Source organism: Rhizorhabdus argentea, from assembly GCF_037861105.1.
Lineage (GTDB): Bacteria > Pseudomonadota > Alphaproteobacteria > Sphingomonadales > Sphingomonadaceae > Rhizorhabdus > Rhizorhabdus argentea.
Window position 1 is genome coordinate 63,299 of record NZ_JBANFK010000007.1, and the last position, 21,624, is coordinate 84,922.

25 protein-coding genes and 1 tRNA gene are annotated in these 21,624 nt (G+C 63.8%); 9 read left to right on the forward strand and 17 right to left on the reverse strand.

Annotated elements, in window-relative coordinates:
• Nucleotides 1–33: 33 nt before the first annotated feature.
• From AAC645_RS08640 to AAC645_RS08655, 4 genes are all read right to left on the reverse strand, one after another.
• Nucleotides 34–471, reverse strand: coding sequence for a chemotaxis protein CheW (locus AAC645_RS08640; protein ID WP_340315289.1), 438 nt, complete (start codon nt 469–471; stop codon nt 34–36).
• On the reverse strand, nt 468–2,828 hold the full coding sequence (locus tag AAC645_RS08645; RefSeq protein ID WP_340315290.1) for a chemotaxis protein CheA: 2,361 nt from the start codon (nt 2,826–2,828) through the stop codon (nt 468–470). Before AAC645_RS08645 ends, AAC645_RS08640 begins: the two co-directional genes overlap by 4 nt.
• Before the next feature lie 140 nt (nt 2,829–2,968).
• Nucleotides 2,969–3,598 (reverse strand): histidine phosphotransferase family protein, encoded by a 630-nt coding sequence (locus AAC645_RS08650; RefSeq protein WP_340315291.1) that lies wholly within the window; start codon nt 3,596–3,598, stop codon nt 2,969–2,971.
• A gap of 79 nt (nt 3,599–3,677) precedes the next feature.
• Nucleotides 3,678–4,073, reverse strand: a complete 396-nt coding sequence (locus AAC645_RS08655; RefSeq protein WP_340315292.1) for a M67 family metallopeptidase — start codon at nt 4,071–4,073, stop codon at nt 3,678–3,680.
• Between the two features lie 17 nt (nt 4,074–4,090).
• Between AAC645_RS08655 and AAC645_RS08660 the strand changes: the two genes are divergently transcribed.
• Together AAC645_RS08660 and rpoH are read left to right on the forward strand one after the other, a co-directional pair.
• Complete coding sequence (locus tag AAC645_RS08660) at nt 4,091–5,056, forward strand: RluA family pseudouridine synthase (RefSeq protein WP_340315294.1); 966 nt, start codon at nt 4,091–4,093, stop codon at nt 5,054–5,056.
• 108 nt (nt 5,057–5,164) lie between these two features.
• The gene (gene rpoH / locus AAC645_RS08665; RefSeq protein ID WP_340315296.1) at nt 5,165–6,070 is read left to right on the forward strand and encodes an RNA polymerase sigma factor RpoH; all 906 of its coding nucleotides are present in this window, start codon (nt 5,165–5,167) and stop codon (nt 6,068–6,070) included.
• Nucleotides 6,071–6,148: 78 nt separating this feature from the next.
• Here rpoH and cysK read toward each other — a convergent pair whose 3' ends face one another.
• The 7 genes from cysK to folK all read right to left on the reverse strand — a co-directional run bounded on the left by cysK (nt 6,149) and on the right by folK (nt 12,483).
• Nucleotides 6,149–7,066 carry a cysteine synthase A gene (cysK, locus tag AAC645_RS08670; RefSeq protein ID WP_340315298.1) on the reverse strand — a complete coding sequence of 306 codons (918 nt, stop codon included), beginning with the start codon at nt 7,064–7,066 and terminating at the stop codon, nt 6,149–6,151.
• On the reverse strand, nt 7,063–8,349 hold the full coding sequence (locus AAC645_RS08675) for an MFS transporter (RefSeq protein WP_340315299.1): 1,287 nt from the start codon (nt 8,347–8,349) through the stop codon (nt 7,063–7,065). The genes cysK and AAC645_RS08675 overlap by 4 nt, the downstream gene beginning before the upstream one ends.
• A gap of 91 nt (nt 8,350–8,440) precedes the next feature.
• On the reverse strand, nt 8,441–10,720 hold the full coding sequence (locus AAC645_RS08680) for an ATP-dependent helicase (RefSeq protein WP_340315300.1): 2,280 nt from the start codon (nt 10,718–10,720) through the stop codon (nt 8,441–8,443).
• Between the two features lie 62 nt (nt 10,721–10,782).
• Nucleotides 10,783–11,283, reverse strand: coding sequence for an outer membrane beta-barrel protein (locus tag AAC645_RS08685; protein ID WP_340315301.1), 501 nt, complete (start codon nt 11,281–11,283; stop codon nt 10,783–10,785).
• 197 nt (nt 11,284–11,480) lie between these two features.
• Nucleotides 11,481–11,648, reverse strand: a complete 168-nt coding sequence (locus AAC645_RS08690) for a Flp family type IVb pilin (RefSeq protein ID WP_340315303.1) — start codon at nt 11,646–11,648, stop codon at nt 11,481–11,483.
• 227 nt (nt 11,649–11,875) lie between these two features.
• A tRNA-Lys gene (locus AAC645_RS08695) sits at nt 11,876–11,951 on the reverse strand.
• A gap of 37 nt (nt 11,952–11,988) precedes the next feature.
• Complete coding sequence (gene folK, locus AAC645_RS08700; protein ID WP_340315305.1) at nt 11,989–12,483, reverse strand: 2-amino-4-hydroxy-6-hydroxymethyldihydropteridine diphosphokinase; 495 nt, start codon at nt 12,481–12,483, stop codon at nt 11,989–11,991.
• Nucleotides 12,484–12,807: 324 nt separating this feature from the next.
• Here folK and AAC645_RS08705 point away from each other — a divergent pair, with 324 nt between their 5' ends.
• The 7 genes from AAC645_RS08705 to AAC645_RS08735 all read left to right on the forward strand — a co-directional run bounded on the left by AAC645_RS08705 (nt 12,808) and on the right by AAC645_RS08735 (nt 18,060).
• Entirely contained in the window at nt 12,808–13,116 is a 309-nt protein-coding gene (locus AAC645_RS08705; RefSeq protein ID WP_340315307.1) for an FtsB family cell division protein, read from the forward strand.
• Between the two features lie 89 nt (nt 13,117–13,205).
• Nucleotides 13,206–14,303, forward strand: a complete 1,098-nt coding sequence (gene pdhA / locus AAC645_RS08710; RefSeq protein ID WP_340315309.1) for a pyruvate dehydrogenase (acetyl-transferring) E1 component subunit alpha — start codon at nt 13,206–13,208, stop codon at nt 14,301–14,303.
• Nucleotide 14,304: 1 nt separating this feature from the next.
• Nucleotides 14,305–15,744 carry a pyruvate dehydrogenase complex E1 component subunit beta gene (locus tag AAC645_RS08715; RefSeq protein ID WP_340315311.1) on the forward strand — a complete coding sequence of 480 codons (1,440 nt, stop codon included), beginning with the start codon at nt 14,305–14,307 and terminating at the stop codon, nt 15,742–15,744.
• Between the two features lie 98 nt (nt 15,745–15,842).
• Complete coding sequence (locus AAC645_RS08720) at nt 15,843–16,280, forward strand: response regulator (protein ID WP_340315313.1); 438 nt, start codon at nt 15,843–15,845, stop codon at nt 16,278–16,280.
• Between the two features lie 7 nt (nt 16,281–16,287).
• Entirely contained in the window at nt 16,288–16,956 is a 669-nt protein-coding gene (locus AAC645_RS08725) for a squalene/phytoene synthase family protein (RefSeq protein WP_340315483.1), read from the forward strand.
• A gap of 32 nt (nt 16,957–16,988) precedes the next feature.
• Nucleotides 16,989–17,435, forward strand: coding sequence for an EF-hand domain-containing protein (locus AAC645_RS08730; RefSeq protein WP_340315315.1), 447 nt, complete (start codon nt 16,989–16,991; stop codon nt 17,433–17,435).
• Between the two features lie 16 nt (nt 17,436–17,451).
• On the forward strand, nt 17,452–18,060 hold the full coding sequence (locus AAC645_RS08735) for a hypothetical protein (RefSeq protein WP_340315317.1): 609 nt from the start codon (nt 17,452–17,454) through the stop codon (nt 18,058–18,060).
• 67 nt (nt 18,061–18,127) lie between these two features.
• Here the strand turns inward: AAC645_RS08735 and AAC645_RS08740 are convergent, their stop codons facing one another.
• From AAC645_RS08740 to AAC645_RS08765, 6 genes are all read right to left on the reverse strand, one after another.
• Nucleotides 18,128–18,337, reverse strand: coding sequence for a hypothetical protein (locus AAC645_RS08740; protein WP_340315318.1), 210 nt, complete (start codon nt 18,335–18,337; stop codon nt 18,128–18,130).
• Between the two features lie 78 nt (nt 18,338–18,415).
• Nucleotides 18,416–18,610, reverse strand: a complete 195-nt coding sequence (locus AAC645_RS08745; RefSeq protein ID WP_340315319.1) for a hypothetical protein — start codon at nt 18,608–18,610, stop codon at nt 18,416–18,418.
• A 20-nt stretch (nt 18,611–18,630) separates the two neighbouring features.
• Nucleotides 18,631–18,888 carry a hypothetical protein gene (locus AAC645_RS08750; RefSeq protein WP_340315320.1) on the reverse strand — a complete coding sequence of 86 codons (258 nt, stop codon included), beginning with the start codon at nt 18,886–18,888 and terminating at the stop codon, nt 18,631–18,633.
• A gap of 125 nt (nt 18,889–19,013) precedes the next feature.
• Nucleotides 19,014–20,072 (reverse strand): class I SAM-dependent methyltransferase, encoded by a 1,059-nt coding sequence (locus tag AAC645_RS08755; RefSeq protein WP_340315321.1) that lies wholly within the window; start codon nt 20,070–20,072, stop codon nt 19,014–19,016.
• A gap of 108 nt (nt 20,073–20,180) precedes the next feature.
• Entirely contained in the window at nt 20,181–21,026 is an 846-nt protein-coding gene (gene lgt, locus AAC645_RS08760; RefSeq protein WP_422785814.1) for a prolipoprotein diacylglyceryl transferase, read from the reverse strand.
• A gap of 142 nt (nt 21,027–21,168) precedes the next feature.
• On the reverse strand, nt 21,169–21,582 hold the full coding sequence (locus tag AAC645_RS08765; protein WP_340315323.1) for an ATP-binding protein: 414 nt from the start codon (nt 21,580–21,582) through the stop codon (nt 21,169–21,171).
• Nucleotides 21,583–21,624 lie beyond the last annotated feature (42 nt).

Sequence of the window (21,624 nt, forward strand, 5' to 3'; positions counted from 1 at the left end):
GGGGAACTTGTAAGCGCGGCGTTAATGCCGGTTTCACGCCGCGAGATGGACCGGGCCGGCAACCATCGCCGGAACGTCGATCAACAATAACGGCTGGCCCTGATATTCGAGCACGCCCCGGGAAAACTGCACCCACGCTGCCGAGAGCAGCGCCCGCGGGTCGGCCGCCGCGCCTTCGATCGCAACGACGTCATCGACATTATCGACGAGCAGGCCGTACAGGTGCCCGTCCACCGTGACGATCACCGCCTGCTTCTCACCTGCTGTGCTACGATTGCCGCCGAGCGCCGCGATGGTGTCGATCACGGTCAGCACGCGGCTGCGCAAGGCGAACAGGCCGAACACGTGCGGCGGCGCGCAAGGAACCGGGGCAACGTCCTCGATCTCGACCACCGATTCGACGAAGGATGCCGGAAGCGCGGCGCGCTGGCCCGCTATTTCGACGATGAGATAGAGATCGTTCATCATCATGCGCTTCGCTTGCTCCAATGCCGCCGCAGCTCAGCGGTGAGGCCGGGCCGGTCATATCGCCACAGGCTGTCGGGCGAAGCGCCGCGCTCCTCGACCGTCGGCCGTAGCCGCAGGACGCTGCAGGTGCCGATGCTGTCGAGCGGCGCGCCATCGGGGACGATCACGAGATCGGCCGCAGCGGCTCCCTCATCGCCAGAATAGATGACATGGTAGCCCGCCGCTTCGACCAGCGGCGCCAGTACTTGCCGCGTCCACGGGTCTTCGTCGGCAAGCAGGCAAACCGGACGCTCGGCGAGCTTCGCTTCAGCGCCCGCACCTTGCGCGAACAGCCAGAAAGCGTCGATGAACTCGACCGGCCGCTCCTCGACCAGCATGACGCCGGAAACCGGCCCAGCGACGGTGCTGCGCTGCAGATCGATCGTGACCGGCACGATGTCGATCACGCTGTCGATCGCATAGGCGATTTCTTCCTTGCCGTCGTGCATTCGGAGCACGCGGATTTTCGAGTCCGAAATGGCCGCACCGCATGAAACGAGCGGCACCAGCCGCCCGTCGATATTGAGTCTGGAACGGCCCGCTGTCTTGCTGATCGAAGAGGCGAAGCAATCCTCGATGCGCTCGACGAGTCCCAGCGGTACGCCGCGTTCGATCCCATCGAGGTCGCGAAACAGCAGCACCGGCACCGCACCATCTTCCTGCTGCACTTCTTCGACATCCTCGACGACGGCTTCGACGCTGCCTTTCTCCTCGCGCCGGATGCCGGCCTTTTCAGCGACCCCCGCAACATCGAGGAGCAGCATCGGGCGGCTGTTGTCCGGCAAGGTGGTGCCGCCATAGATGCCGCACCCCATCACGACGGGCGCCGCCGGTTTGACCACCAGTTCCTCATGATCATGGACGGCCTCGACAGCGAGCGCGTAGCGCGCGCCGCCGGACAGCTTAAGCACGACCAGATTGGTCTGCCGCCCCTTATCAGCGAAGCCGAGCACATCGCCCAGCGATATGACCGGCAGACGGGTACCGCGAATGAAGACAATATCGGCGCCGCCGAGCTGACTCATCTTCACTGCGTCGCCGCCGATGCGGACTATCTCGTCGATCGCCGAGCGGGGAATGGCGAAATGCTGACCGCCGCTACTGATGGTGAGCGCCGGAATGATGGTAAGGGTGAGCGGCACGCGCAGGGTCAGGCGCAGGCCATTGCCGGGACGGCTGTCGATATCGACGAGACCGCCTATTCGTTCGACATTGGCGCGCACGACATCCATGCCGACGCCACGGCCCGAGATCGCGGTGACCTGCTGCGCTGTCGAGAGGCCCGGTTCGAAGATCAGTTCGAGCTTGCGCTCCCAGCTGAGCGTTGCAGCGCGCTCCTGGCTGATGATGCCGACCGCGACCGCCTTCTGAACGAGCCTGTCCGCGTCGATGCCGCGGCCGTCATCGATGACTTCGATGAGAATCTGGTTGCCGACCTGTCGGGCGCTGACATGGAGCCGGCCTGCCATCGGCTTGCCCGCCAGGATGCGGGTTTCGGACGGTTCGATGCCGTGATCGATCGCGTTGCGCACGATGTGGGTCAGCGGATCGCGGATCATCTCGATCATTTCCCGGTCGAGTTCGACGTCACCGCCATCGATTTCGAGCTGGACAAGCTTGTTCAACTCGGCCGAGATATCGCGCACCATCCGCGGGAGCGCCGTGAAGAGATGCTCGACCCGCGCCATCCGGGTGCGGGTGATCGCATCACGCATTTCGGCAATGCAGAGCGACAACCGCTCGAAGGCGACTTCGGTCGTCGAGTCGGTACCATCGTCGCGGAGCCGCCGGGCGAGTTCGTTGCGAGCGAGCACCATGTCCGAAACGCCGGCCATCATCCGGTCGAGGAGATCGACGGGGAGCCGGATCGTGCGCGCAACCGTGCGCGGAGTCGATGAAGCGCTGGCCGCCGCCATTTCGGCGGGCAGCTGCGTCTCCGGCTGGGGATCGACGGCGCCGGGCTGGAGCGCCGCGACGAGCAGGTGATCGTCGCCTTCGGGAACCACGTGGCCGGTCTCGATCGCATCGGCAAGCACTGCGATCCGGTCGATCACCGCGAGCACCGCGCTGACGAGCCTGTGATCGGGGCGACGCCGGTCTGCTCGGACGTCGGCCAGGACATCCTCTGCAGCATGACTGAGCTTTTCGAGCCGCGGCAGATCGAGGAAGCCGCAACTCCCCTTTACCGTGTGGACGAAGCGAAAGATCGCGTCGAGCCGCGAACGATCGTCGGGCGCGGCTTCCCACGCAACGATTTCGCCGCTCAGCGCTTCGAGCGTCTCGCGGGTTTCCGCGACGAAATCGCCGAGCAGATCGTCCATCTCACCCTTCCTGACCAGTATCTGGAAACGTGATGGCACCGCTTTGGTTAAAAGCGGGTTTACGACGACAATTCTCTCGCCGCGGGGCGGTCAGCCTCCGAAGTCGCTGGAAGAGACGGAAAGGAAGGTTTGGCCTGCGCTCAGGTGTTCGGCAGGTTGGCACCGATCATCAGCACCCCTTCCTGGGGCTGCGAAATCTGCACCGTCCCACCTTGATCGCTCACCAGCACATGAACAAGCCAGGACGCCGCAGCGCGCGGACTCAGCATATCGGGGTCGACCTCACCCAGCAGCGCATTGCGCAGTTCGGGATCCAGCACGAGGCGCGGGCCCTCTGCGCGAATGACGATCTCGCCTCCCTCGGCTGCGACATCGAGCTGGCCGCCGCGGACCAGCGCATCGCCGGCGATCAGGGCCAGGTTCAGCAGCACCTTGATCGCCCCCTTCGGCAGCGCGTTCGCCTGTACCATCCAGCCGAGCTTCACCTTGCCGTTGCCGTGCAGCCCCTCGACGGCAGCGCGTGCTTCACGTGTATCGACCAGCTCGCCAAAGCCGCCCGCCGCGCCGAATGCGAGCCGGAAGAATTTGAGCTTGTTGGCGGATGCCGCCGCGCTTTCGGCAAGCAATTCCATGCAGCGCGCCCGCATCTCGGGGTCGGTCTCGTCGGCCAGGAGTTCAAGGCCGTTGTTCAGCGCGCCGACCGGGGACAGCAGGTCGTGGCACAGACGCGAACATAGCAGGCTCGCAAACTCGGCCGAACGGTTGACCATGGGGCTATTCCTTAGTGCGCGAAACGGGTCGCGTCTTTTGACAAGGGCGGCGCGGTTTCGCAATCGGCGATTATGGAGCCTAGCCGTCAGGTGCGGCAATCGCGACGGGATCGAAGCGTCCGCCATCGGCGGCGCGCCAGCAGCGTAGATCGGTGCCGGCGATGATGATCCAGTAGCTGCCAGGCTCGGCGGCGGCGGAGTCGCGGGCCGAGGGCATGGCGACGCCATGCGGATGCGAATGATAATGGCCGATCGGCGCCGCTCCGCCGACGCGGGCGGCGCGGTGTGCCGATATCAGGGCGGCCGGATCGATCTCGAAGCTGTCGCGAGGGTCGCCCGCGACATTGGCGCAGGGCAGGACCGTCTCCACGACATCATCACGCCCGAGGAGCAGGCCGCAAATCTCCGCTTCGGGACTGGCCGCCGCAGCTGCGAGCAATTCGGCTATCAACGGACTTGATATCGTCAGGCGCATCGCCACATCGCTACAGGATGACCGGGGGGAAATCGATATTGCACGCAATCGTGCCTCCGAATGCCACAGGCTGGCGGCTCGACCGCGCATTGGCGGCGGCCCTGCCCACCCTGTCGCGCGAGCGGCTGAAGGCGCTCGTCTCCTCGGGTCAGGTGGCGGCAGCCAACGGTGCGCTCGCCCGCGATCCTGCGATGAAGGTCACGGAAGGCGCGGCGTTCGCCGTCACGGTTCCGGATCCGGCGCCCGCGCATAACGAAGCGCAGAATATTCCACTCATCATCGCTTATGAAGACGAGCATCTGATCGTGATCGACAAGCCCGCCGGACTGGTCGTCCATCCTGCCGCTGGCAATTACGACGGCACGCTGGTCAATGCGTTGCTCCACCATTGCCGGGGGAGCCTGTCCGGGATCGGCGGCGTCGAACGGCCCGGCATCGTCCACCGGATCGACAAGGACACCTCAGGGCTGATGGTCGCGGCGAAGACCGATCCGGCCCATGTGGGCCTGGCGGCGCAATTCGCCAAACATAGCATCGATCGCAGATATCGAGCGATCGTCGCGGGAATCCCCCGGCCCGCCGAAGGCACGATTGACGCGCCGCTGGCCAGATCGTCTTCCAACCGCAAGAAGATTGCCGTCGTCGAGGATGGGCGCGGCAAGCGCGCGGTGACTCATTTCAAAACCATCGAAAGGCTCAAGGCGTCGGCATTGGTCGAATGCCGGCTCGAGACCGGGCGCACCCATCAGGTTCGGGTTCATATGGCGTCGATTGGCCATCCGTTGCTCGGCGATCCAGTCTATGGCCGGTCTCGGCCGGAACACCGGGAGCTGCTCAACCGTTTGAATTTCAAACGCCAGGCACTGCACGCCGCGCGGCTGGGGTTCATCCACCCGGTGACAAGCGAAGCTTTATGTTTCGATAGCGAAATTCCGCAGGATATGCTCGATTTGTTCAGCGAACTGAAAAAGAACATGATATAGATGTTACAGATCGGTACGGAGGATGATTCGAACCTGGATCGCCGTACCCCACATTGGCAATGATTCGGATGGCCTCCGTTGGGCATCGAGATGGGGAGTAAAATGATCATGGCAAGCGGAAAGAACGTGCCCGCCACGATCCCCGCGCTGGGCGGGGAGCAGAGCCTCAACCGCTATCTGGCCGAGATCCGGAAGTTTCCGCTGCTGAAGCCGGAAGAGGAATATATGCTCGCCAAGCGCTTTCAGGAGCATGGCGATCCCGAAGCGGCGACGCAGCTCGTAACGTCGCATCTTCGCCTCGTGGCGAAGATCGCGATGGGCTATCGCGGCTATGGCCTACCGGCCAGCGAGCTCATTTCAGAAGGCAATATCGGCCTGATGCAGGGCGTGAAGAAGTTCGAGCCCGATCGCGGCTTTCGCCTCGCCACCTATGCGATGTGGTGGATCAAGGCGTCGATCCAGGAGTATATCCTGCGGTCATGGAGCCTCGTGAAGATGGGCACCACTGCGGCGCAGAAGAAGCTGTTCTTCAATCTGCGGCGGATGAAGTCCAAGCTTGACGCATTCGAGGACGGCGACCTCAAGCCCGAAGACCTTCGCAAGATCGCGACCGATCTCGGCGTGTCCGAGGAAGAGGTCACGAACATGAACCGGCGCATGTCGATGGGCGGCGATGCCTCGCTGAACATGTCGATGCGCGAAGACGGCGAAGGCGAATGGCAGGATGCGCTGGTCGATCAGGGTCCGCTGCAGGACGAACGGATCGCTGATGCGGAAGAGAAGAGCGTGCGTCACAACATGCTCAACGAAGCCCTCGCCGCGCTGAACGATCGCGAAAAGCACATCCTGGTCGAGCGTCGGCTGGTGGATGAGCCCAAGACTCTCGAGGAATTGAGCCAGGTCTATGGCGTCAGCCGCGAGCGGGTTCGCCAGATCGAGGTCCGCGCATTCGACAAGCTGCAGAAGGCGATGATGCGAATCGCGGGCGAAAAGCGCCTGCTGCCCGCGATGTGATAAAAAAGGCGCCCCGGAAACGGAGCGCCTTTTCTTTGCGTGCCACGCCGACAGATCGAGCGCGACCCCGCGCTCCGATCATTCCGGTAGGAAATCAGGCACCGACAGATAGCGCTCGCCCGTGTCGTAGTTGAATCCCAGTACGCGCGAGCCCGGTGCTTCCTTCAATTTCTGCGCGATCGCCGCCAGCGTTGCGCCCGAGCTGATGCCGACCAGCATGCCCTCCTCCCGAGCCGATCGGCGGGCATAGTCCTTGGCGTCGGCCGGATCGACCTGGATCACCCCGTCCAGCAGCTGGGTGTGGAGGTTCGCCGGCACGAAGCCGGCACCGATCCCCTGGATGGGATGTGGCCCGGGTTGCCCGCCCGAGATCACCGGTGACAAGGTGGGCTCCACCGCGAACACCTTCAGGCCCGGCCAGCGTGGCTTGAGCACCTGGGCGCAGCCGGTGATATGGCCGCCAGTGCCGACGCCGGTTATCAGGATGTCGATAGGGGCGTCCTTGAAGTCCGCGAATATCTCTTCCGCTGTGAAGCGGACATGCACGTCGATATTGGCCGGGTTCTCGAACTGCTGCGGAATCCACGCGCCCGGCGTCTGCGCCTGCAGCTCGAGCGCGCGCTCGATCGCGCCCTTCATGCCTTTCTCCCGCGGCGTGAGATCGAAGCTCGCTCCGTAAGCCAGCATCAGCCGACGCCGCTCGACCGACATGCTCTCGGGCATCACCAGCACGAGCCTGTAACCCTTGACTGCCGCGACGAGCGCCAGGCCGATGCCGGTATTGCCGCTGGTCGGCTCGATGATCGTGCCGCCGGGCTTGAGCTTGCCCGCCTTTTCGGCGTCCTCGATCATGGCCAGCGCGATGCGGTCCTTGATCGAACCGCCCGGATTGCTGCGCTCCGACTTGATCCACACCTCGGCGTCGCCGAACAGGCGGTTGACGCGAACATGCGGCGTGTTGCCGATCGTCTCCAGTATCGATGCAAAATTGGTCATGCTGCTTTCTCCTGACCTGGCACATCCTCCAACGCCGCGGGCGGATCCAGGGTTCGCGCGCGTAGTATCTCCGGGAATAGTTTCACCCACAAGGCCGCTATGGCGATCGTACCGAGGCCGCCGGCCACTACTGCGGCAACCGGGCCGATGATCGAGGCGAGAAAGCCCGATTCCGCCTCACCGAGTTCGTTGGAACCCGAGATGAACAGCATGGACGCCGCCCCGACCCGCCCGCGCATGGCATCCGGCGTGTAGAGCTGAATCAGCGACTGACGAACATAAACCGAAACCATGTCCGCGGCGCCCAGCAGCGTCAGGAACAGCAGCGCCAATGCCTCGGGATTGGTCGAGCGATAGGAAAACCCGAAGCCGATCGTACCGATGCCGAAGATCGCGACCGCCACCAGCAGCTTGATTCCGACATTGTGGCGCAGCGGTCGGCGGCTCAGCCAGATTGCGACGATCGCCGCGCCCGCTGCGGGCGCCGCTCGCAGATGGCCGAGCCCGGACGAGCCGATATGCAATATGTCGCGCGCGTAGATTGGCAGCATCGCAGTCGCGCCGCCCAGCAGGACCGCGAACAGATCGAGTGATATCGCGCCGAGCACCAGGCGATTCCGTCGCAAATAACCAAATCCCTCGATCATCTGCGCCCACGGATTTCGCCTGCCGTCGAGCGATGTGCGGGGCACCGGCCCGATCAGCATCAGCATTATGGACGAGACCACGAGCAGAAGCGTGCCTGCGGCATAGGCAAGTGGCGGATCGATCGCATAGAGATAGCCGCCCAGCGGCGGTCCTCCGATAGCGCCGACCTGCCACGCTATCGAGCTGGTCGCGATCGCCGCCGGCAAGAGCTGCTTCGGAACGAGATTGGGCGACAGCGCCTGCAGCGCCGGGCCCGCAAAAGCGCGCGCGACGCCCAGCAGCGCCGCCACTGTGAACAGCGCCGGCAAAGTCACCGAATCATACCAGGTCATCAGGCCAAGCGCGGCTGCACACAGCATCTCGAGCACCGTCGTCGAACGAGCGATCCAGCGGCGGTCGATGCGATCGGCTGTCCAGCCGCTGACCAGGGTCAGCAGCATGAGCGGCAGGAACTGCGCCAGGCCGACCATCCCCAACTGCACCGCCGCCTCGCGCGGGGCCATGGTGCGGCGAGCGACATCATAGACTTGCCAGCCGATCACTACGACCATCGCATTGAGCGCCAACGTCGAGCAGAAACGCGCCAGCCAATAATGCCGGAAGACCGGAATCGATAAAGGGCCGCGCGATGTCATGCCGCTCCCTCTAGGCGTTGGCGGATATCCTGGGCAACCACCCGAGGAGACACATCGCATCAGCTGCTACTCGAGAGACAGATATGTTGCTTCAGGGCAGGCTGACGAAACTGTCGAGCACCCGCTTGCGCCCGGCATGCTCGAAGTCGATTTCGAGTTTGTTGCCCTCGATCTCCACGACAGAGCCATAGCCGAACTTGCTGTGGAAGACGCGCTGGCCGAGCGATATGTCCTTCCGAGAGGGTTGGGCGAAGCTGACGGCGGAGGCCCGGGCTTCGACGACCCGCGCAGCGGCAGACGGCTGTCCCAGGCCGCCTGTCGCAGTCGCGCGCTGCCATCCAGGCCCGCGGCCGGTGGCACGGCCCACATGGGCGAAGGGATCGGCATGTTCCGACCACTGCGCCCGCCACAGCGACTCCCCGCCGGACATGGTAGTCTCCGCCTCGATATGCGCGGGGGGCAGCTCGGCAACGAAACGCGACGGGATCGAGGAGGTCCACTGACCGTAGATGCGCCGATTGGCCGCGTGGAGGATCGTGCAGCGCCGCCGCGCGCGGGTTATCGCCACATAGCCGAGCCGCCGCTCCTCTTCGAGACTGGCATTGCCGCCTTCGTCGAGCGACCGCTGCGAAGGGAAAACGCCCTCTTCCCAGCCGGGCAGGAACACCATGCCGAACTCGAGGCCTTTCGCCGCATGGATGGTCATGATCGTAACCTTGGCGGCCTCGGCATCGGCGTCGTTGTCCATCACCAGGCTGACATGTTCGAGAAAGTCGGAGAGATTCTCATACTCCTCCATCGCCCTGGCCAACTCGTTGAGATTCTCCAGCCGGCCATCGGCCTCGGTCGACTTCTCGTTCTGGAGCATGGCCACATAGCCCGACTCCTCGAGCAGCTGGCGGGCCACATCGGCATGAGGAAGCTGCCCCAACAGGTCGCGCCAGCGAGCGACATCGCCGACCAGACTGCCGAGCGAGCGCCGCGCCTGGGGGGTCAGCTCGTCGGTACCGAGAATGCGCGCGGCAGCAAGCGTGAGCGGAATACCCTCGCTGCGGGCCAACTGATGGAGCTTGGCCACCGCCTTGTCGCCGAGCCCGCGCTTGGGCGTATTGATGATCCGCTCGAACGCCAGGTCGTCGGCCGGCTGGCTGATCACCCGCATATAGGCAAGCGCATCCCGGATCTCGGCGCGCTCATAGAAGCGAAAGCCTCCGACGATGCGATAGGGCATCCCGATCGCGATGAAGCGGTCCTCGAATTCGCGCGTCTGGAACTGCGCGCGCACAAGGATCGCGACCTCGTCGAGCTTGCCGCCGCCGCGCTCGTGCCCCTCGATCTCCTCGCCGACCCGACGTGCCTCCTCCGGCCCGTCCCATATGCCGATGATGCGGACCTTCTCGCCCTCGCCCTCCTCGGTCCACAGCGTCTTGCCGAGCCGCCCGCCATTATGGGCGATCAGTCCGCTTGCCGCTGCCAGGATATGCGGCGTCGACCGGTAATTCTGTTCGAGCTTGATCACTGTCGCGCCGGGAAAATCGCGATCGAAGCGCAGGATGTTGGCGACCTCGGCGCCCCGCCAGGAATAGATCGACTGGTCGTCGTCGCCGACGCAGCAGATGTTTTTGCGCTCCTGCGCGATCAGCCTGAGCCATAGATATTGGGCGCTGTTAGTGTCCTGATACTCGTCGACCATGACATAGCGGAACCGCTGCTGGTAATTGGCGAGAACATCGCGATGGGTCTTCAGGATCGTCAGCATGTGCAGCAGCAGATCGCCGAAATCGCAGGCGTTCACCGCGCGCAGCCGATCCTGATATTGTTGGTACAGCTCACCGCCGCGACCATTGCCGAACAGCTCGCTTTCACCAGCATCCAGATCGGCGGGAGTCAGTCCCCGATTCTTCCACCGGTCGATCAGGCCGGCGAGCTGCCGCGCCGGCCAGCGTTTCTCGTCGAGATCGGCGGCGGCCAGCAACTGCTTGAGCAGCCGCAGCTGATCGTCGGTGTCGAGGATCGTGAAGCTGGGGGTCAGGCCGACCAGCTCGGCATGGCGGCGCAGCATCCGCGCCGCTACCGCGTGAAAGGTGCCCAGCCAGGGCATGCCCTCGACCTGCTGGCCGAGCAGCCGCCCGACCCGCTCGCGCATCTCGCGCGCAGCCTTGTTGGTGAAGGTGACGGCGAGGATCTCGGAAGGCCAGGCACGGCGCGTCGCCACCAGATGCGCCAGACGCGCCGTCAATGCCGCCGTCTTGCCAGTGCCCGCGCCGGCGAGCACCAGCACCGGCCCCTCGGTAGTGAGCACTGCCTCGCGCTGGGGCGGGTTCAGCCCGCGTAGGTAGCCGGGTTCTTCGACGGGAGCGTTCTGAGTCACCCGCGAACAGTTAGGGAACGCCGCGCGCCGGAGCAAGGCCCCGGAGCGCGGCGACCGCGGATTTAGAACTTATAGCCGAGCCCGGCCATGCCCTGATATCGGGTAAAGCCGAGTTCATAATTCGAATATAGGAATTCGGTTTTGATGTAGGCCTTGCCTACATCATAGCGCCAGCCGATCCCGACGCGCGCACCATCGAGATCGGTGCTGCCGCCGGGGCCCTTCAGCCTCGCGTTGGTATAGCCGCCGAGCACATAGATGCTGAGACTGTCGGTGACGCCGACGCCCAGCTTGCCTACCGCGCTAATGTCCCGGCCGGCCTTGATCCCGAAGAAGTCGCTCTTCGACGAGCTGTCGTCGATATCGCCTTCTACCGCCGCATAGACCTTGCCGCCGAGGGTGACTTCATAGCCGAGGCCAGCTCCATAGGCGATGCCGCCATAGGTGTTGCCGGCATAAGTGACGCCGTCATATCCGCTGTGCAGCTCGATATAGACGTTATCGGCCAGTGCTGGAGTCGCGAATAGCGCAACGGCGGCCGCCGCGGTCAGAAAACGAAACATGGAACCCCTTTCATAGGATCGAGCCGATCCATCGCCCTTATCGTTACGGGCGGTTAATGAAAGTGGTAGTGCAACTCAAGCCGATCGTCCCGATGGCGGCGGCAGATCGATCCATGATGGATCAAATTGCCGCCGCCATATTGGCCCCCGCCAGAAGATACGCACTGGCGAGGACAGCGGAAGCGTCGAAGGCCGGCTTACGAGGCCTTCATGTTGTTGCTGACGTTGCTGAACGTCGTCGACAGCTGATTGCCGAGCGCGCTCATCGCGGTGATTGCGGCGACGGCGATCAGCGCGGCGATCAGGCCATATTCGATCGCAGTTGCGCCGCGGCTGTCGCGGTAAAGTTTGATAAGCTTCTGCACTGGAGCATCCTTCCCATGAATATCCAAGATTCGTCTAATCCATCGCGCCTTAAAGTGGCGTAAGGAGCGAGGGTTAATGCTGCAGGAACCCTTGCGAGCGCTGAGCGCTTCAGCTCATCTATTCACTGGATGGGAGACCAACCATCGAGATCAGCTTTGACTGTTGGCAGTCATCGTACTGGCGCCACACGTTCCGGCCAAGAAATGCTCGGCAACTGGGGCCGTTCTGGTGGGTCCGCCGGGATTCGAACCCGGGACCTCTCGATTAAAAGTCGCTTGCTCTACCAACTGAGCTACGGACCCACCGACGCCGCCTCCCTATTGGGCGCGGCTGCCAGGGTCAACCCGCGCGACGGATAAGCCGGGCCCGCGCCTGCCGCACCGTCCTCGTTCCCGAGCCTACGCGCCACAGCGGCGCGACGCGCACCAGCGGCTGCAGCACGAAGTCGCGCGTTTCGAGCGACCGGTGGGGTATGACGAGGCGGCGCCCGCCATATCGCGGCCATCGGCCTTCCGACCACAGCACGATATCGAGATCGAGCACACGCGGACCCCAGCGCCGACCGCGCCGCCTGCCGAACGCGGCTTCGACAGCCTTGAGCAGCGCCAGCAAGGCAGGTGGCTGGCGAAGCGTTTCAACGATGATGACGGCATTGGCGAAACCGCGCCCGGCCGGCCCCAACGCCGGCGTGCTGATCACCGGCGACTCGGCGACCAACGCCAACCCTGCCGTTTCCAGCACGCCCATCGCTGCACGCACCACCCCAGCCGGCGCGCCATGGCGGCCGTGGCGCCGGTTGGATCCGAGCGCAATCGCGTAACGATAGGGCCGCATCGCCTGCGCCTATCCTGCGGGGCGCGAAAAAACCACCCCAGTCGGAGACGAGCGCCTGCGTCCCTTCTGCGGCCACGCGCGGGCCGACCTGATCTATCGAGTTTGTCGGTACCGAGGGAGCCACAATCCCTATTATCCGCGCAACAGGCACACTGTTCCAGGGTCGGGAATCCCCCTCCCCCTATTCTGCGAATCCGTCTTCGCGCAGACTTCGCGCCACCGATCCGGCTTCAGGGCGGTCTAATCGACAAAAGATATCCACTTTTCAGCACCCAAGGTCGTTTAAGACTTGATTGCAGGAGTCATCGGTGATTCTGTCTTCACATGAATCGCGCCCCTCTCCTTCAGATGGCTCGTAGTGCCGTACTCCCGGCGGTAGCGATTCTCATCATCGGCTATTTCGCCAGCGCGGCGCTGATCGGCCCGAACGGATTGCTCGCGCTGGGCGGCTACAAGAGCCAGCTCCAGGTGCGCATCGGCGAACTGCAACGGGCCCAGGCGATGCGCGATCGGCTGCGCCATCACGCAAATCTGCTTGACCCTGCCCGGGTCGATCCGGATTTTGGCGACGAGCTTGTCCGCCGCTCGACCGGCCAAGTCCGCCCCGACGAGATCATCATCCCGCGGGACTAAATCAACACGGTCTCCACAGCGCGTTGAAATACGCATCCGGCGACGCTTATAAGCGGGCGACATCCTCCCCGGGACAAGGAGCAATTTGCTTGGCGAAACCAGCACAGCCGCGCGCAACCACCAAGGCAGCGCCGCGCACGCCTGCCGCACCGAAAGCGAGGTCCGCCGCCGCACCGGCCGCGCCGAACCGGGAACGTCCCGGCGAACCGGTGCGGTACAATGCAACCAAGGCCGAGATGCTCGAATTCTACCGGCAGATGATGCTGATCCGGCGCTTTGAGGAAAAGGCCGGCCAGCTCTACGGCCTCGGCCTGATCGGAGGCTTCTGCCATCTCTATATCGGCCAGGAGGCGGTCGCGGTCGGGCTCCAGTCGGCACTGGAGGTCGGCAAGGACTCGGTGATCACCGGCTATCGCGACCACGGCCATATGCTCGCTTATGGCATTGACCCGAAGCTGATCATGGCCGAACTGACCGGCCGCGCCGCCGGCATCAGCCGCGGCAAGGGCGGCTCGATGCACATGTTTTCGGTCGAGCATCGCTTCTACGGCGGCCATGGCATCGTCGGCGCGCAGGTCAGCCTCGGCACCGGCCTCGCCTTCAAGCATAAATATTCCGGCGATGGCGGTGTCGCGATGGCCTATTTCGGCGACGGCGCATCGAACCAGGGCCAGGTCTATGAAAGCTTCAACATGGCCGAGCTGTGGAAGCTGCCGATCATCTTCGTGATCGAGAACAACCAATATGCGATGGGCACCAGCGTCAACCGTTCCTCGGCGGAGGACCAGCTGTTCCGCCGCGGCGAAAGCTTCCGCATTCCCGGCATCCAGGTCGACGGCATGGACGTGCTCGCTGTGCGCGGCGCGGCCGAGGAAGCCGTCAAATGGGTGCGCGGCGGGAAAGGCCCGATCCTGCTCGAACTGAAGACCTACCGTTATCGCGGCCATTCGATGTCCGATCCCGCCAAATATCGCTCGCGCGACGAGGTCCAGGCGGTTCGCGACAAGTCCGATCCGATCGATCATCTCAAGAAGGAACTGGAGGCCGTCGGGGTCAGCGAGGACGATCTCAAGAAGCTCGAGAAGGAGATTCGCGCGATCGTGACCGAAGCGGCAGACTTCGCCGAACAATCGCCTGAGCCCGAACCGGGCGAGCTCTACACGGACGTGCTGGTGGGACAATATTGAGATGGCTGTCGATCTGAAAATGCCCGCACTTTCCCCGACGATGGAGGAAGGCACGCTCACGAAGTGGCTCGTGAAAGAAGGCGACATCGTAAAGTCCGGCGACATTCTCGCCGAGATCGAAACTGACAAGGCGACGATGGAGTTCGAGGCGGTCGACGAGGGCACCGTTGCGCAGATCGTCATTCCCGAAGGCACCCAAGGCGTGAAAGTTGGCGCGGTCATCGCGCGCATCGCCGAGGAAGGCGAAGATGCATCGGCGGCCAGGGAGGCTCCACAACCCGCGAAGGCGCTCTCCGGCGACGCTGCCAGCGCCCGCCCAAAGCCGGAACCGAAGGACGAAGGGCAGCCGCCTCAACCTGAATCCGCTACACCGCACCAGATGGAAACCGGCGCCCGCGATCTTGTTGCCGCCGTGACCGATACGCGCGACGATCCCGAGGTTCCGGCCGGCACCGAGCTGGTCAAGATCACGCTGCGCGAGGCGCTGCGCGATGCGATGGCGGAAGAGATGCGCCGCGATGGCGACGTCTTCGTAATGGGCGAGGAAGTCGCGCAATATCAGGGCGCATACAAGGTTACCCAAGGCCTGCTGGACGAGTTCGGCGACAAGCGGGTGATCGACACGCCCATCACCGAATATGGCTTTGCCGGCATCGGCACCGGCGCGGCGATGGGCGGGCTGAAGCCGATCATCGAGTTCATGACCTTCAATTTCGCGATGCAGGCGATCGACCACATCATCAATTCGGCCGCCAAGACCAACTACATGTCCGGTGGCCAGATGCGCTGCCCGGTCGTGTTCCGCGGCCCGAACGGCGCCGCCGCGCGCGTCGGCGCCCAGCACAGCCAGAATTACGCCCCCTGGTATGCCAGTGTTCCCGGCCTTATCGTGATCGCGCCCTATTCGGCGGCCGATGCCAAGGGTCTGCTGAAGGCTGCGATCCGATGCCCCGATCCTGTGGTCTTTCTCGAGAACGAACTGCTCTACGGCCAGAGCTTCGAAATCCCGAAGCTCGACGATTATGTGCTGCCGATCGGCAAGGCGAGGATCTGCCGCGCTGGCAACGACGTAACGATTGTCAGCTATTCGATCGGCGTCGGCGTATCGCTCGAAGCCGCCAAGCAACTCGAAGCCGAGGGGATCGATGCGGAGGTAATCGACCTGCGCACCCTTCGTCCGCTGGACAAGGCGACCGTGCTGGCAAGCCTGAAGAAGACCAACCGGATGGTAATCGTCGAGGAAGGCTGGCCGGTGTGCTCGATCGCTTCGGAGATCATCGCGATCACGATGGAAGAAGCTTTCGACGATCTCGATGCTCCAGTTCGGCGCGTGACCAACGAGGATGTGCCGATGCCCTATGCGGCCAACCTCGAAAAAGCAGCACTGCTGAAGGTCGCCGACGTCGTCGCGGCTGCCAAGTCGGTAAGCTATCGGGACTGAACCAGGATAAAGCGAGCCATTACGGAATATTGCGGAGAGTATAGCCGCCAAAATATGTTACGATCCTTCTGAGTCGTGAGAGACTCGGGAGAGCAACCATGCCGGGCAGAGTGACATCTTCCACCGCGCATTATCGGTCCGCGGAATCGGGCGAATCTCTGTCGGGGCGCCTTCTCTACGTCGAAGACAACCCTCAGATCGCGGAATTGACCTGCATGATGCTCGAGGAGATCGGCCTCGAAATCACGCAGGCATCGTCCGCCGAAGAGGCGCTGCACGTCAGCGGCGATGGTGAGCGGCCATTCGATATCGTTCTGACCGATGTCGTGATGCCTGGCCTCAGCGGCGTCCAGCTGGCGCGGCGGCTTAGCCGACGCTGGCCTGAGCTTCCGGTGGTGCTGGTCAGCGGGTTCAGCGAAGAACTCGCCGCAGGCTATGGAGCGCAATTCGAACTCCTGCGGAAGCCCTTCACCCGCACCGCCCTGATCAATTGCCTGCAGCGCCATCTGGACGGCGTCGTCTATCAGGCTGCCTGATCGTCCCATTCTCGCGGATCCGGAACGGCAACTGGCCCTGAGCTATGCGCCGCGGGCGCGTCGGGCCGCGCTGGCGCTGCTGTGGCAGCTGGACGAGAAGATGGCCGCGATCGTTGCCGCTGCCCGCGAGCCGGCGATCGGCGCGATGCGGCTGATCTGGTGGCGCGACGCGCTCGCAAGGCTGGATGATCCGAACATGCTCGTGCCTGCGGAACCGCTGCTCGGCGCGATCGCTGCGACGCTGCTCCCGGCCGGTCTGACCGGTAAACAGTTGAGCGCGATCGAGGAAGGCTGGTCAGCTCTGCTCGATGCGGCGGAACCGGGCCAGGCCGAGATCGAAGCGCATTCCACAGGGCGCGGCGGTCGCCTGTTCGCGCTGTCCGCCGCCTTGCTCGGTGCTACTCCCGAAGATGCTGCGCGCGGCGGCGAAGGCTGGTCGCTGGCGGATCTCGGGCACCGGCTGCGCGATATCGAAGCACGCCGCTTCGCGAGGGCGCGCGCGGCCGAGCGGCTCCAGGGCGTGGACATCGCCCGCTGGCCCGCCATGCTCAGGCCGCTCGGGCTACTGGTCGTGCTGGCGCGGCAGGACGCCGCGCTGCCGGCCGAACAGCTCCGGCGGCAGGGCGCGCCAAAACGGTTGTTTCGGGCCCTCGCCTACCGGGCGACGGGGCGCTAGGCTGCTCCCCTCACTAGGGAGGGAGAAACCGGATGTGGCGATATCTGGCGGGCGCGGTGGGCGCGCTGTTGCTCGGCGGTGGCGGGCTGATCATGTGGCAGACGCTGGGCGCCAGCCCGCCCTTGACGCCGCCGGCCCCGATGCCCGTCGCAGCGGCTGCTTCGGTGGCGCTGGCCGAGCCGCCTGCGGCAACCGAGAAGACCCGCGAGGAAAAGCGCTTCCAGCGCTATGACAAGGATCGCGATCTCAAGATTACCCGCGAGGAATATCTCGCGTCGAGGCGCAAGGCCTATGCCAGGCTCGACACCAATGGCGATGGCAAGCTGGGATTTGAGGAATGGGCGATCGTCACCGCCACCAAGTTCGCCGGCGCCGACAGCGACAAGTCGGCCACGCTGACGCCCGCGGAGTTCGCCACCACGCGCATAATCCACAAGCCGGCGCGGCCTGCCCCGTGCATCCCCGACAGCGATGGCTAGGATCATCATGCGACCGATGACCGCCGTCATCCATATCCTGGCGATGCTGATCGTAACACAGGTGGTTCGCGCTGAGGGGCCGATATTGATCGAGCGCGAGGGCGCCTATGTTCATCGTGGCAGCGGGTTCATCTTTCCGGCGGCGGCGGGCGATTATCAGCGTACCAGCCTGATCGAGTATGACGTCGCGGCGACCGACGTCAGCGCCGGCTACCAGATCATGACGCCAGGCCGCGAAACGGTGATAACGATCTATGTCTATCCGGCACCCGAAGTGCCCGCCGATACGCCGGCGACGGAGCTCGAGGCAGTGCAGGACAGATTATGTGCGAACCACTTCGAGGAGGTGAAGGCCGACATAGTCCAGGCGCATGCTGGAGCGGCCTTGATCAAGGAAGGCAAGACAACAGCACCGGCTCCGGGCAGTTTTGCCCATGCGGGCCGCCGCGCAGTCTTCAGCTTCAGCAGCGGCTTTCGGGACAAGGAGCAACCGCTCCGGTCGGAGGCGGATCTTTTCTGCTATGTGGGCGGCAAGTGGCTGATAGCCTATCGCACGACCGCGCCGGCCGCCGTGCGCTATGAGGTGGAACTCGCAGCGCTCATACACTCGCTGCGTTGGCCCTGACCGATCGTCAGCCGGTTACTCGCGGCTCCACGCTCCTGGCGAAGGCCATATGCTCGCTTGGGCCGGCCTATTTGGTCGCGTACTGGCCCGCTTCGGCGTTGAATTGCTCGCGCGCGAACGCCCGGGCAGCGGCCATCGTCTTGAACGTCTCGTCCTGCATCGTCGCCGTGACGAGAGGATAATTATACATGTTGTAGCGCGTCACACGCACGGTGAGGCGGAAAAATCCGTTCTCGTCCTTGGTTATGAGGAAGGGCTTGACGGGTATGCGGGACATAGACTTTCTCCAATGGATGGCGCGACACGCGGTCGGCAGACCGCTGCCGCGACGTCACGCATATACGGACACAGGCGCCTAGCGCGTAGCGCCGCTCGCCTTCGCGGCTTCATTGACGGTCGCACGGGCGATCGTATCGGCAGCGCTGGCTGCCATGGCTTCCCAGCTTTCCGCCGAGCGTTCGTGCATCGCGCGGCGGTTGGGTAGGTTAGTGTTGGCGGCGGCGAGGCGCTGCGCCGCAGCATTGGCACGATACAGGTCGATGTTCGTCATGATCTCCCCTTCGGGACGGTTTAGAGCGGCGCAAGCCTGGTTGTCGGGAGAAGTTCGTTCTTGCGCGCCTTGATCTGAATGAGCGCGGAGAGATTGGCCGAGATCACCGAAACCGAGCCAACCGGATCGGCCTTGGCGTTCTCGACACCAAAATTCTGGAAGTCCGCGATGCTGACGGCGAACTTGCGCTCGTTGTCATCGACAAGAGCGCTAAATGCGATATTGCGTTTCTCGACTGTCGCGCTAGCGGCGTCGATTACTATAACAGCTTCGGTCATTCGAATGGTCCTGTCGCAGGCACCGGGGCATATCCTGCGGAACCGACCGCGATCTCGCCAAAGGCTTATTGGCACCTCCCCTAGCGCCTAACGCCAGAATCTCAAGCCTAGAGTCGCCCCTGACGCTAAACTGCCATGTTAAAGCCTGCCGTTTTGGGCCATTTGGCGCTGACAATCGCCATTGCCCGAAACAATGTTCCCATCTCCTCCTCGTCGGTCAGGCGACGATAGGCGGCAGCGATTTCCTCGACCCGGTCCGGATGATGCCGCCCGAGCGCCGCAGCGCGCGCGGCAATGCCGAGCGTTCCCAGGAAGTAGCTTTGCGAGACCGGCCCCTCGATCCGGGCGCCGGCAAGCTTCGCGGCGCGGCCGAGTGCGGTGAAATCGACATGCGCGGTGAGGTCGTTGGCACCGGGGTTGCTGAAGACATCGGCATAGGCATGGGCATTGAGCGCCTGCAGTGTATCGCCGGCATCGTAATTTTCATGGCCATAGTCGATCGCCAGCAGTGCTCCGCCCTGCCGTACGATCCGTCCGGCGAGGATGCGTGCGATGGCCAGCCCGGCCGGTGATGTCTCGTAGATGCTGCCGGCTACGGCACCATGGAGATGCCGGGGCACCAGATCGTCCGTCGGTCGGTCGCCCGGCACCGACTTGAAGCCATCGATATCATGGTCGACCATCCGCTCCCGCCAGCCGGCGTAGGTCTTGACGAACTGGCGATAGGGCAGCGCATCGAAGAACTCGTTTGCGATGATGATCAGCGGCGCGTCAATCGGCAGCGTCTCGATCCCGTCGTGCCAGGTGGCGTCGGGCAGGCGCTCCCTCTGGAGCTTGCGCAGCACCGGGCTGGTCTCGACGAAATGAACCTGCGGCTGCCGGTCCTGCGCCGCCAGCGCCCTCAACGCGTCGGCCGCAAGGGTTCCGCGGCCCGGCCCAAGCTCAACATAGTGGACGACGGGCGCCTGCGAGCGGTTCCACACATCAGCAAACCACAGGCCGATGAGTTCGCCAAACATCTGGCTGATCTCGGGCGATGTGATGAAATCGCCCCGCACCCCAAACGGATCGTGAGAAGCATAGTAGCAGCCGTTCGCCGCCTCCATATAGTCGGCGACGGGGATCGGACCCTTTTCCTCGATCCTGCAGATCAGCGCTGCGGCCAGCTCCGTGGGTGTCTGCATATCTCTCGATCAACGACGTCAGATTGGCCGGAGCTTAGTCGTTCTTGGTTAGCAAAGCATTACGCCATGGCCTTGCTGCCTTTTGGAAGGGCTCTGGTCCTCGATGTTCTAGGCTACCGGAACTGCCGTCCGCTTGGATGCCGAAGCGATCAGGTAAACGCCGCCGATCACCATCGGCAGGGTCAAGGTCTGCCCCATCGTCAGCCCCCAGCTCAGCGTGCCGAGCTGGACATCGGGTTCGCGGAAATATTCGACGATGAAGCGGCTGAGCCCATAGCCCAGCAGGAAGATGCCGACGAGCTTGCCGGGCTGGTTGCGGGCATTGGTCCGCCAGAAGAAGAAGGCCAGCACCAGCCCCAGCAGCAAGCCTTCGAGGCCCGCCTCGTACAGCTGGCTGGGATGCCGGGGCAGGCCGTCGGGAGCATTGGGGAAGATGATGCCCCAGCGAGCCGTGGTGGGGCGGCCCCATAGCTCGCCGTTCACGAAGTTCGCGATCCGACCGAAGAACAGCCCGAACGGCGCACAGCAGGCGATATAATCGTGGATGCGCAGCCAGTTCAGACCGTTCTTGCGGGCCATGTAGATTATGCCGGCCGATACGCCCAGCGCGCCGCCGTGGAAGGACATTCCACCCTGCCACAGCTTCAGGATGTCCAGCGGGTTGCGCAGGATATCGGGCTGGTAGAACAGCACATAGGCGAGCCTTCCGCCAACCAGGATCCCGACCGTCGCGTAGAACACGAAATCGTCGGCATGGCGTTTCGCCATCGGCGCATTCGGCTGGGCGATCAGCTTGGTCAGGTAATACCAGCCAAGCAGGATGCCCGCGATATAGGCCAGCGAATACCAGTGAATCTGGAGGAAGCCGAGATCGAGTGCGATCGGATCGAGATGCAGATCGTTGAAATGGATCGCTTGGGCCGCAGTGGCCAGGACAGGCAGGAGCAAGAGCATTCCCCGGGGACAGGACTGCGCCTGCCATAGCGGGACGAGCGGGCGAGCGGAAGGGCTTCGGATCGTCTCGGCACGTGGCGGCACGATCACCATCCGGCCGAGCGACGCAGCGCCTGTAAGAGATGGTGCTTTGAAGGTGGCCTCAGAGCCGCATTTTCAGAATCAGCCGGTTTCGCCCGCCGTGCGATCCATAGTCGACGATATCCGCCCACGCCCGCACCAGATCGATCCCCGCCCCGCCTCCCCGGTCCGGAATCACTTCTTCGGGGTGCGCATCCCGCAGATCGAACGCGACCCCGGTATCGCTCAACGCGATCGAAACCACGCCGTCCTGACGGGTGAGCACAAGCTCGATCACACCCTGTTCGTCCACGCCGCCATGCTCGACCAGGTTGAACACCAGTTCCTCGACGACGATCGCAAGTCGCGCCGCCTGCTTCTCCTGGAGCCCGCAAGCCTCGCTGAACGCGTGCGTGCTGGAGACCGTTCGATGAACGGCATCGAGGCCATTGCAACAGATTGTTACCGACAGCGATTCCGAGTCACCCGCGCCCATGTTTGCGCTATGTCACGTCTCCAGGGCTATGGGGATGTGAGA

Bases quoted from the DNA above. Each gene is read 5' to 3' on its own strand.
- AAC645_RS08645 (WP_340315290.1), bottom strand. From the start codon at position 2,828: ATGGACGATCTGCTCGGCGATTTCGTCGCGGAAACCCGCGAGACGCTC.
- AAC645_RS08735 (WP_340315317.1), top strand. From the start codon at position 17,452: ATGACCGCCGTCATCCATATCCTGGCGATGCTGATCGTAACACAGGTG.
- lgt (WP_422785814.1), bottom strand. From the start codon at position 21,026: ATGCTCTTGCTCCTGCCTGTCCTGGCCACTGCGGCCCAAGCGATCCAT.
- cysK (WP_340315298.1), bottom strand. From the start codon at position 7,066: ATGACCAATTTTGCATCGATACTGGAGACGATCGGCAACACGCCGCAT.
- rpoH (WP_340315296.1), top strand. From the start codon at position 5,165: ATGGCAAGCGGAAAGAACGTGCCCGCCACGATCCCCGCGCTGGGCGGG.
- AAC645_RS08640 (WP_340315289.1), bottom strand. From the start codon at position 471: ATGATGATGAACGATCTCTATCTCATCGTCGAAATAGCGGGCCAGCGC.
- AAC645_RS08765 (WP_340315323.1), bottom strand. From the start codon at position 21,582: ATGGGCGCGGGTGACTCGGAATCGCTGTCGGTAACAATCTGTTGCAAT.
- AAC645_RS08745 (WP_340315319.1), bottom strand. From the start codon at position 18,610: ATGACGAACATCGACCTGTATCGTGCCAATGCTGCGGCGCAGCGCCTC.
- AAC645_RS08705 (WP_340315307.1), top strand. From the start codon at position 12,808: ATGAATCGCGCCCCTCTCCTTCAGATGGCTCGTAGTGCCGTACTCCCG.
- AAC645_RS08730 (WP_340315315.1), top strand. From the start codon at position 16,989: ATGTGGCGATATCTGGCGGGCGCGGTGGGCGCGCTGTTGCTCGGCGGT.
- AAC645_RS08740 (WP_340315318.1), bottom strand. From the start codon at position 18,337: ATGTCCCGCATACCCGTCAAGCCCTTCCTCATAACCAAGGACGAGAAC.
- AAC645_RS08675 (WP_340315299.1), bottom strand. From the start codon at position 8,349: ATGACATCGCGCGGCCCTTTATCGATTCCGGTCTTCCGGCATTATTGG.
- AAC645_RS08720 (WP_340315313.1), top strand. From the start codon at position 15,843: ATGCCGGGCAGAGTGACATCTTCCACCGCGCATTATCGGTCCGCGGAA.
- AAC645_RS08750 (WP_340315320.1), bottom strand. From the start codon at position 18,888: ATGACCGAAGCTGTTATAGTAATCGACGCCGCTAGCGCGACAGTCGAG.
- AAC645_RS08655 (WP_340315292.1), bottom strand. From the start codon at position 4,073: ATGCGCCTGACGATATCAAGTCCGTTGATAGCCGAATTGCTCGCAGCT.
- AAC645_RS08755 (WP_340315321.1), bottom strand. From the start codon at position 20,072: ATGCAGACACCCACGGAGCTGGCCGCAGCGCTGATCTGCAGGATCGAG.
- AAC645_RS08660 (WP_340315294.1), top strand. From the start codon at position 4,091: ATGACCGGGGGGAAATCGATATTGCACGCAATCGTGCCTCCGAATGCC.
- AAC645_RS08715 (WP_340315311.1), top strand. From the start codon at position 14,305: ATGGCTGTCGATCTGAAAATGCCCGCACTTTCCCCGACGATGGAGGAA.
- AAC645_RS08685 (WP_340315301.1), bottom strand. From the start codon at position 11,283: ATGTTTCGTTTTCTGACCGCGGCGGCCGCCGTTGCGCTATTCGCGACT.
- folK (WP_340315305.1), bottom strand. From the start codon at position 12,483: ATGCGGCCCTATCGTTACGCGATTGCGCTCGGATCCAACCGGCGCCAC.
- AAC645_RS08650 (WP_340315291.1), bottom strand. From the start codon at position 3,598: ATGGTCAACCGTTCGGCCGAGTTTGCGAGCCTGCTATGTTCGCGTCTG.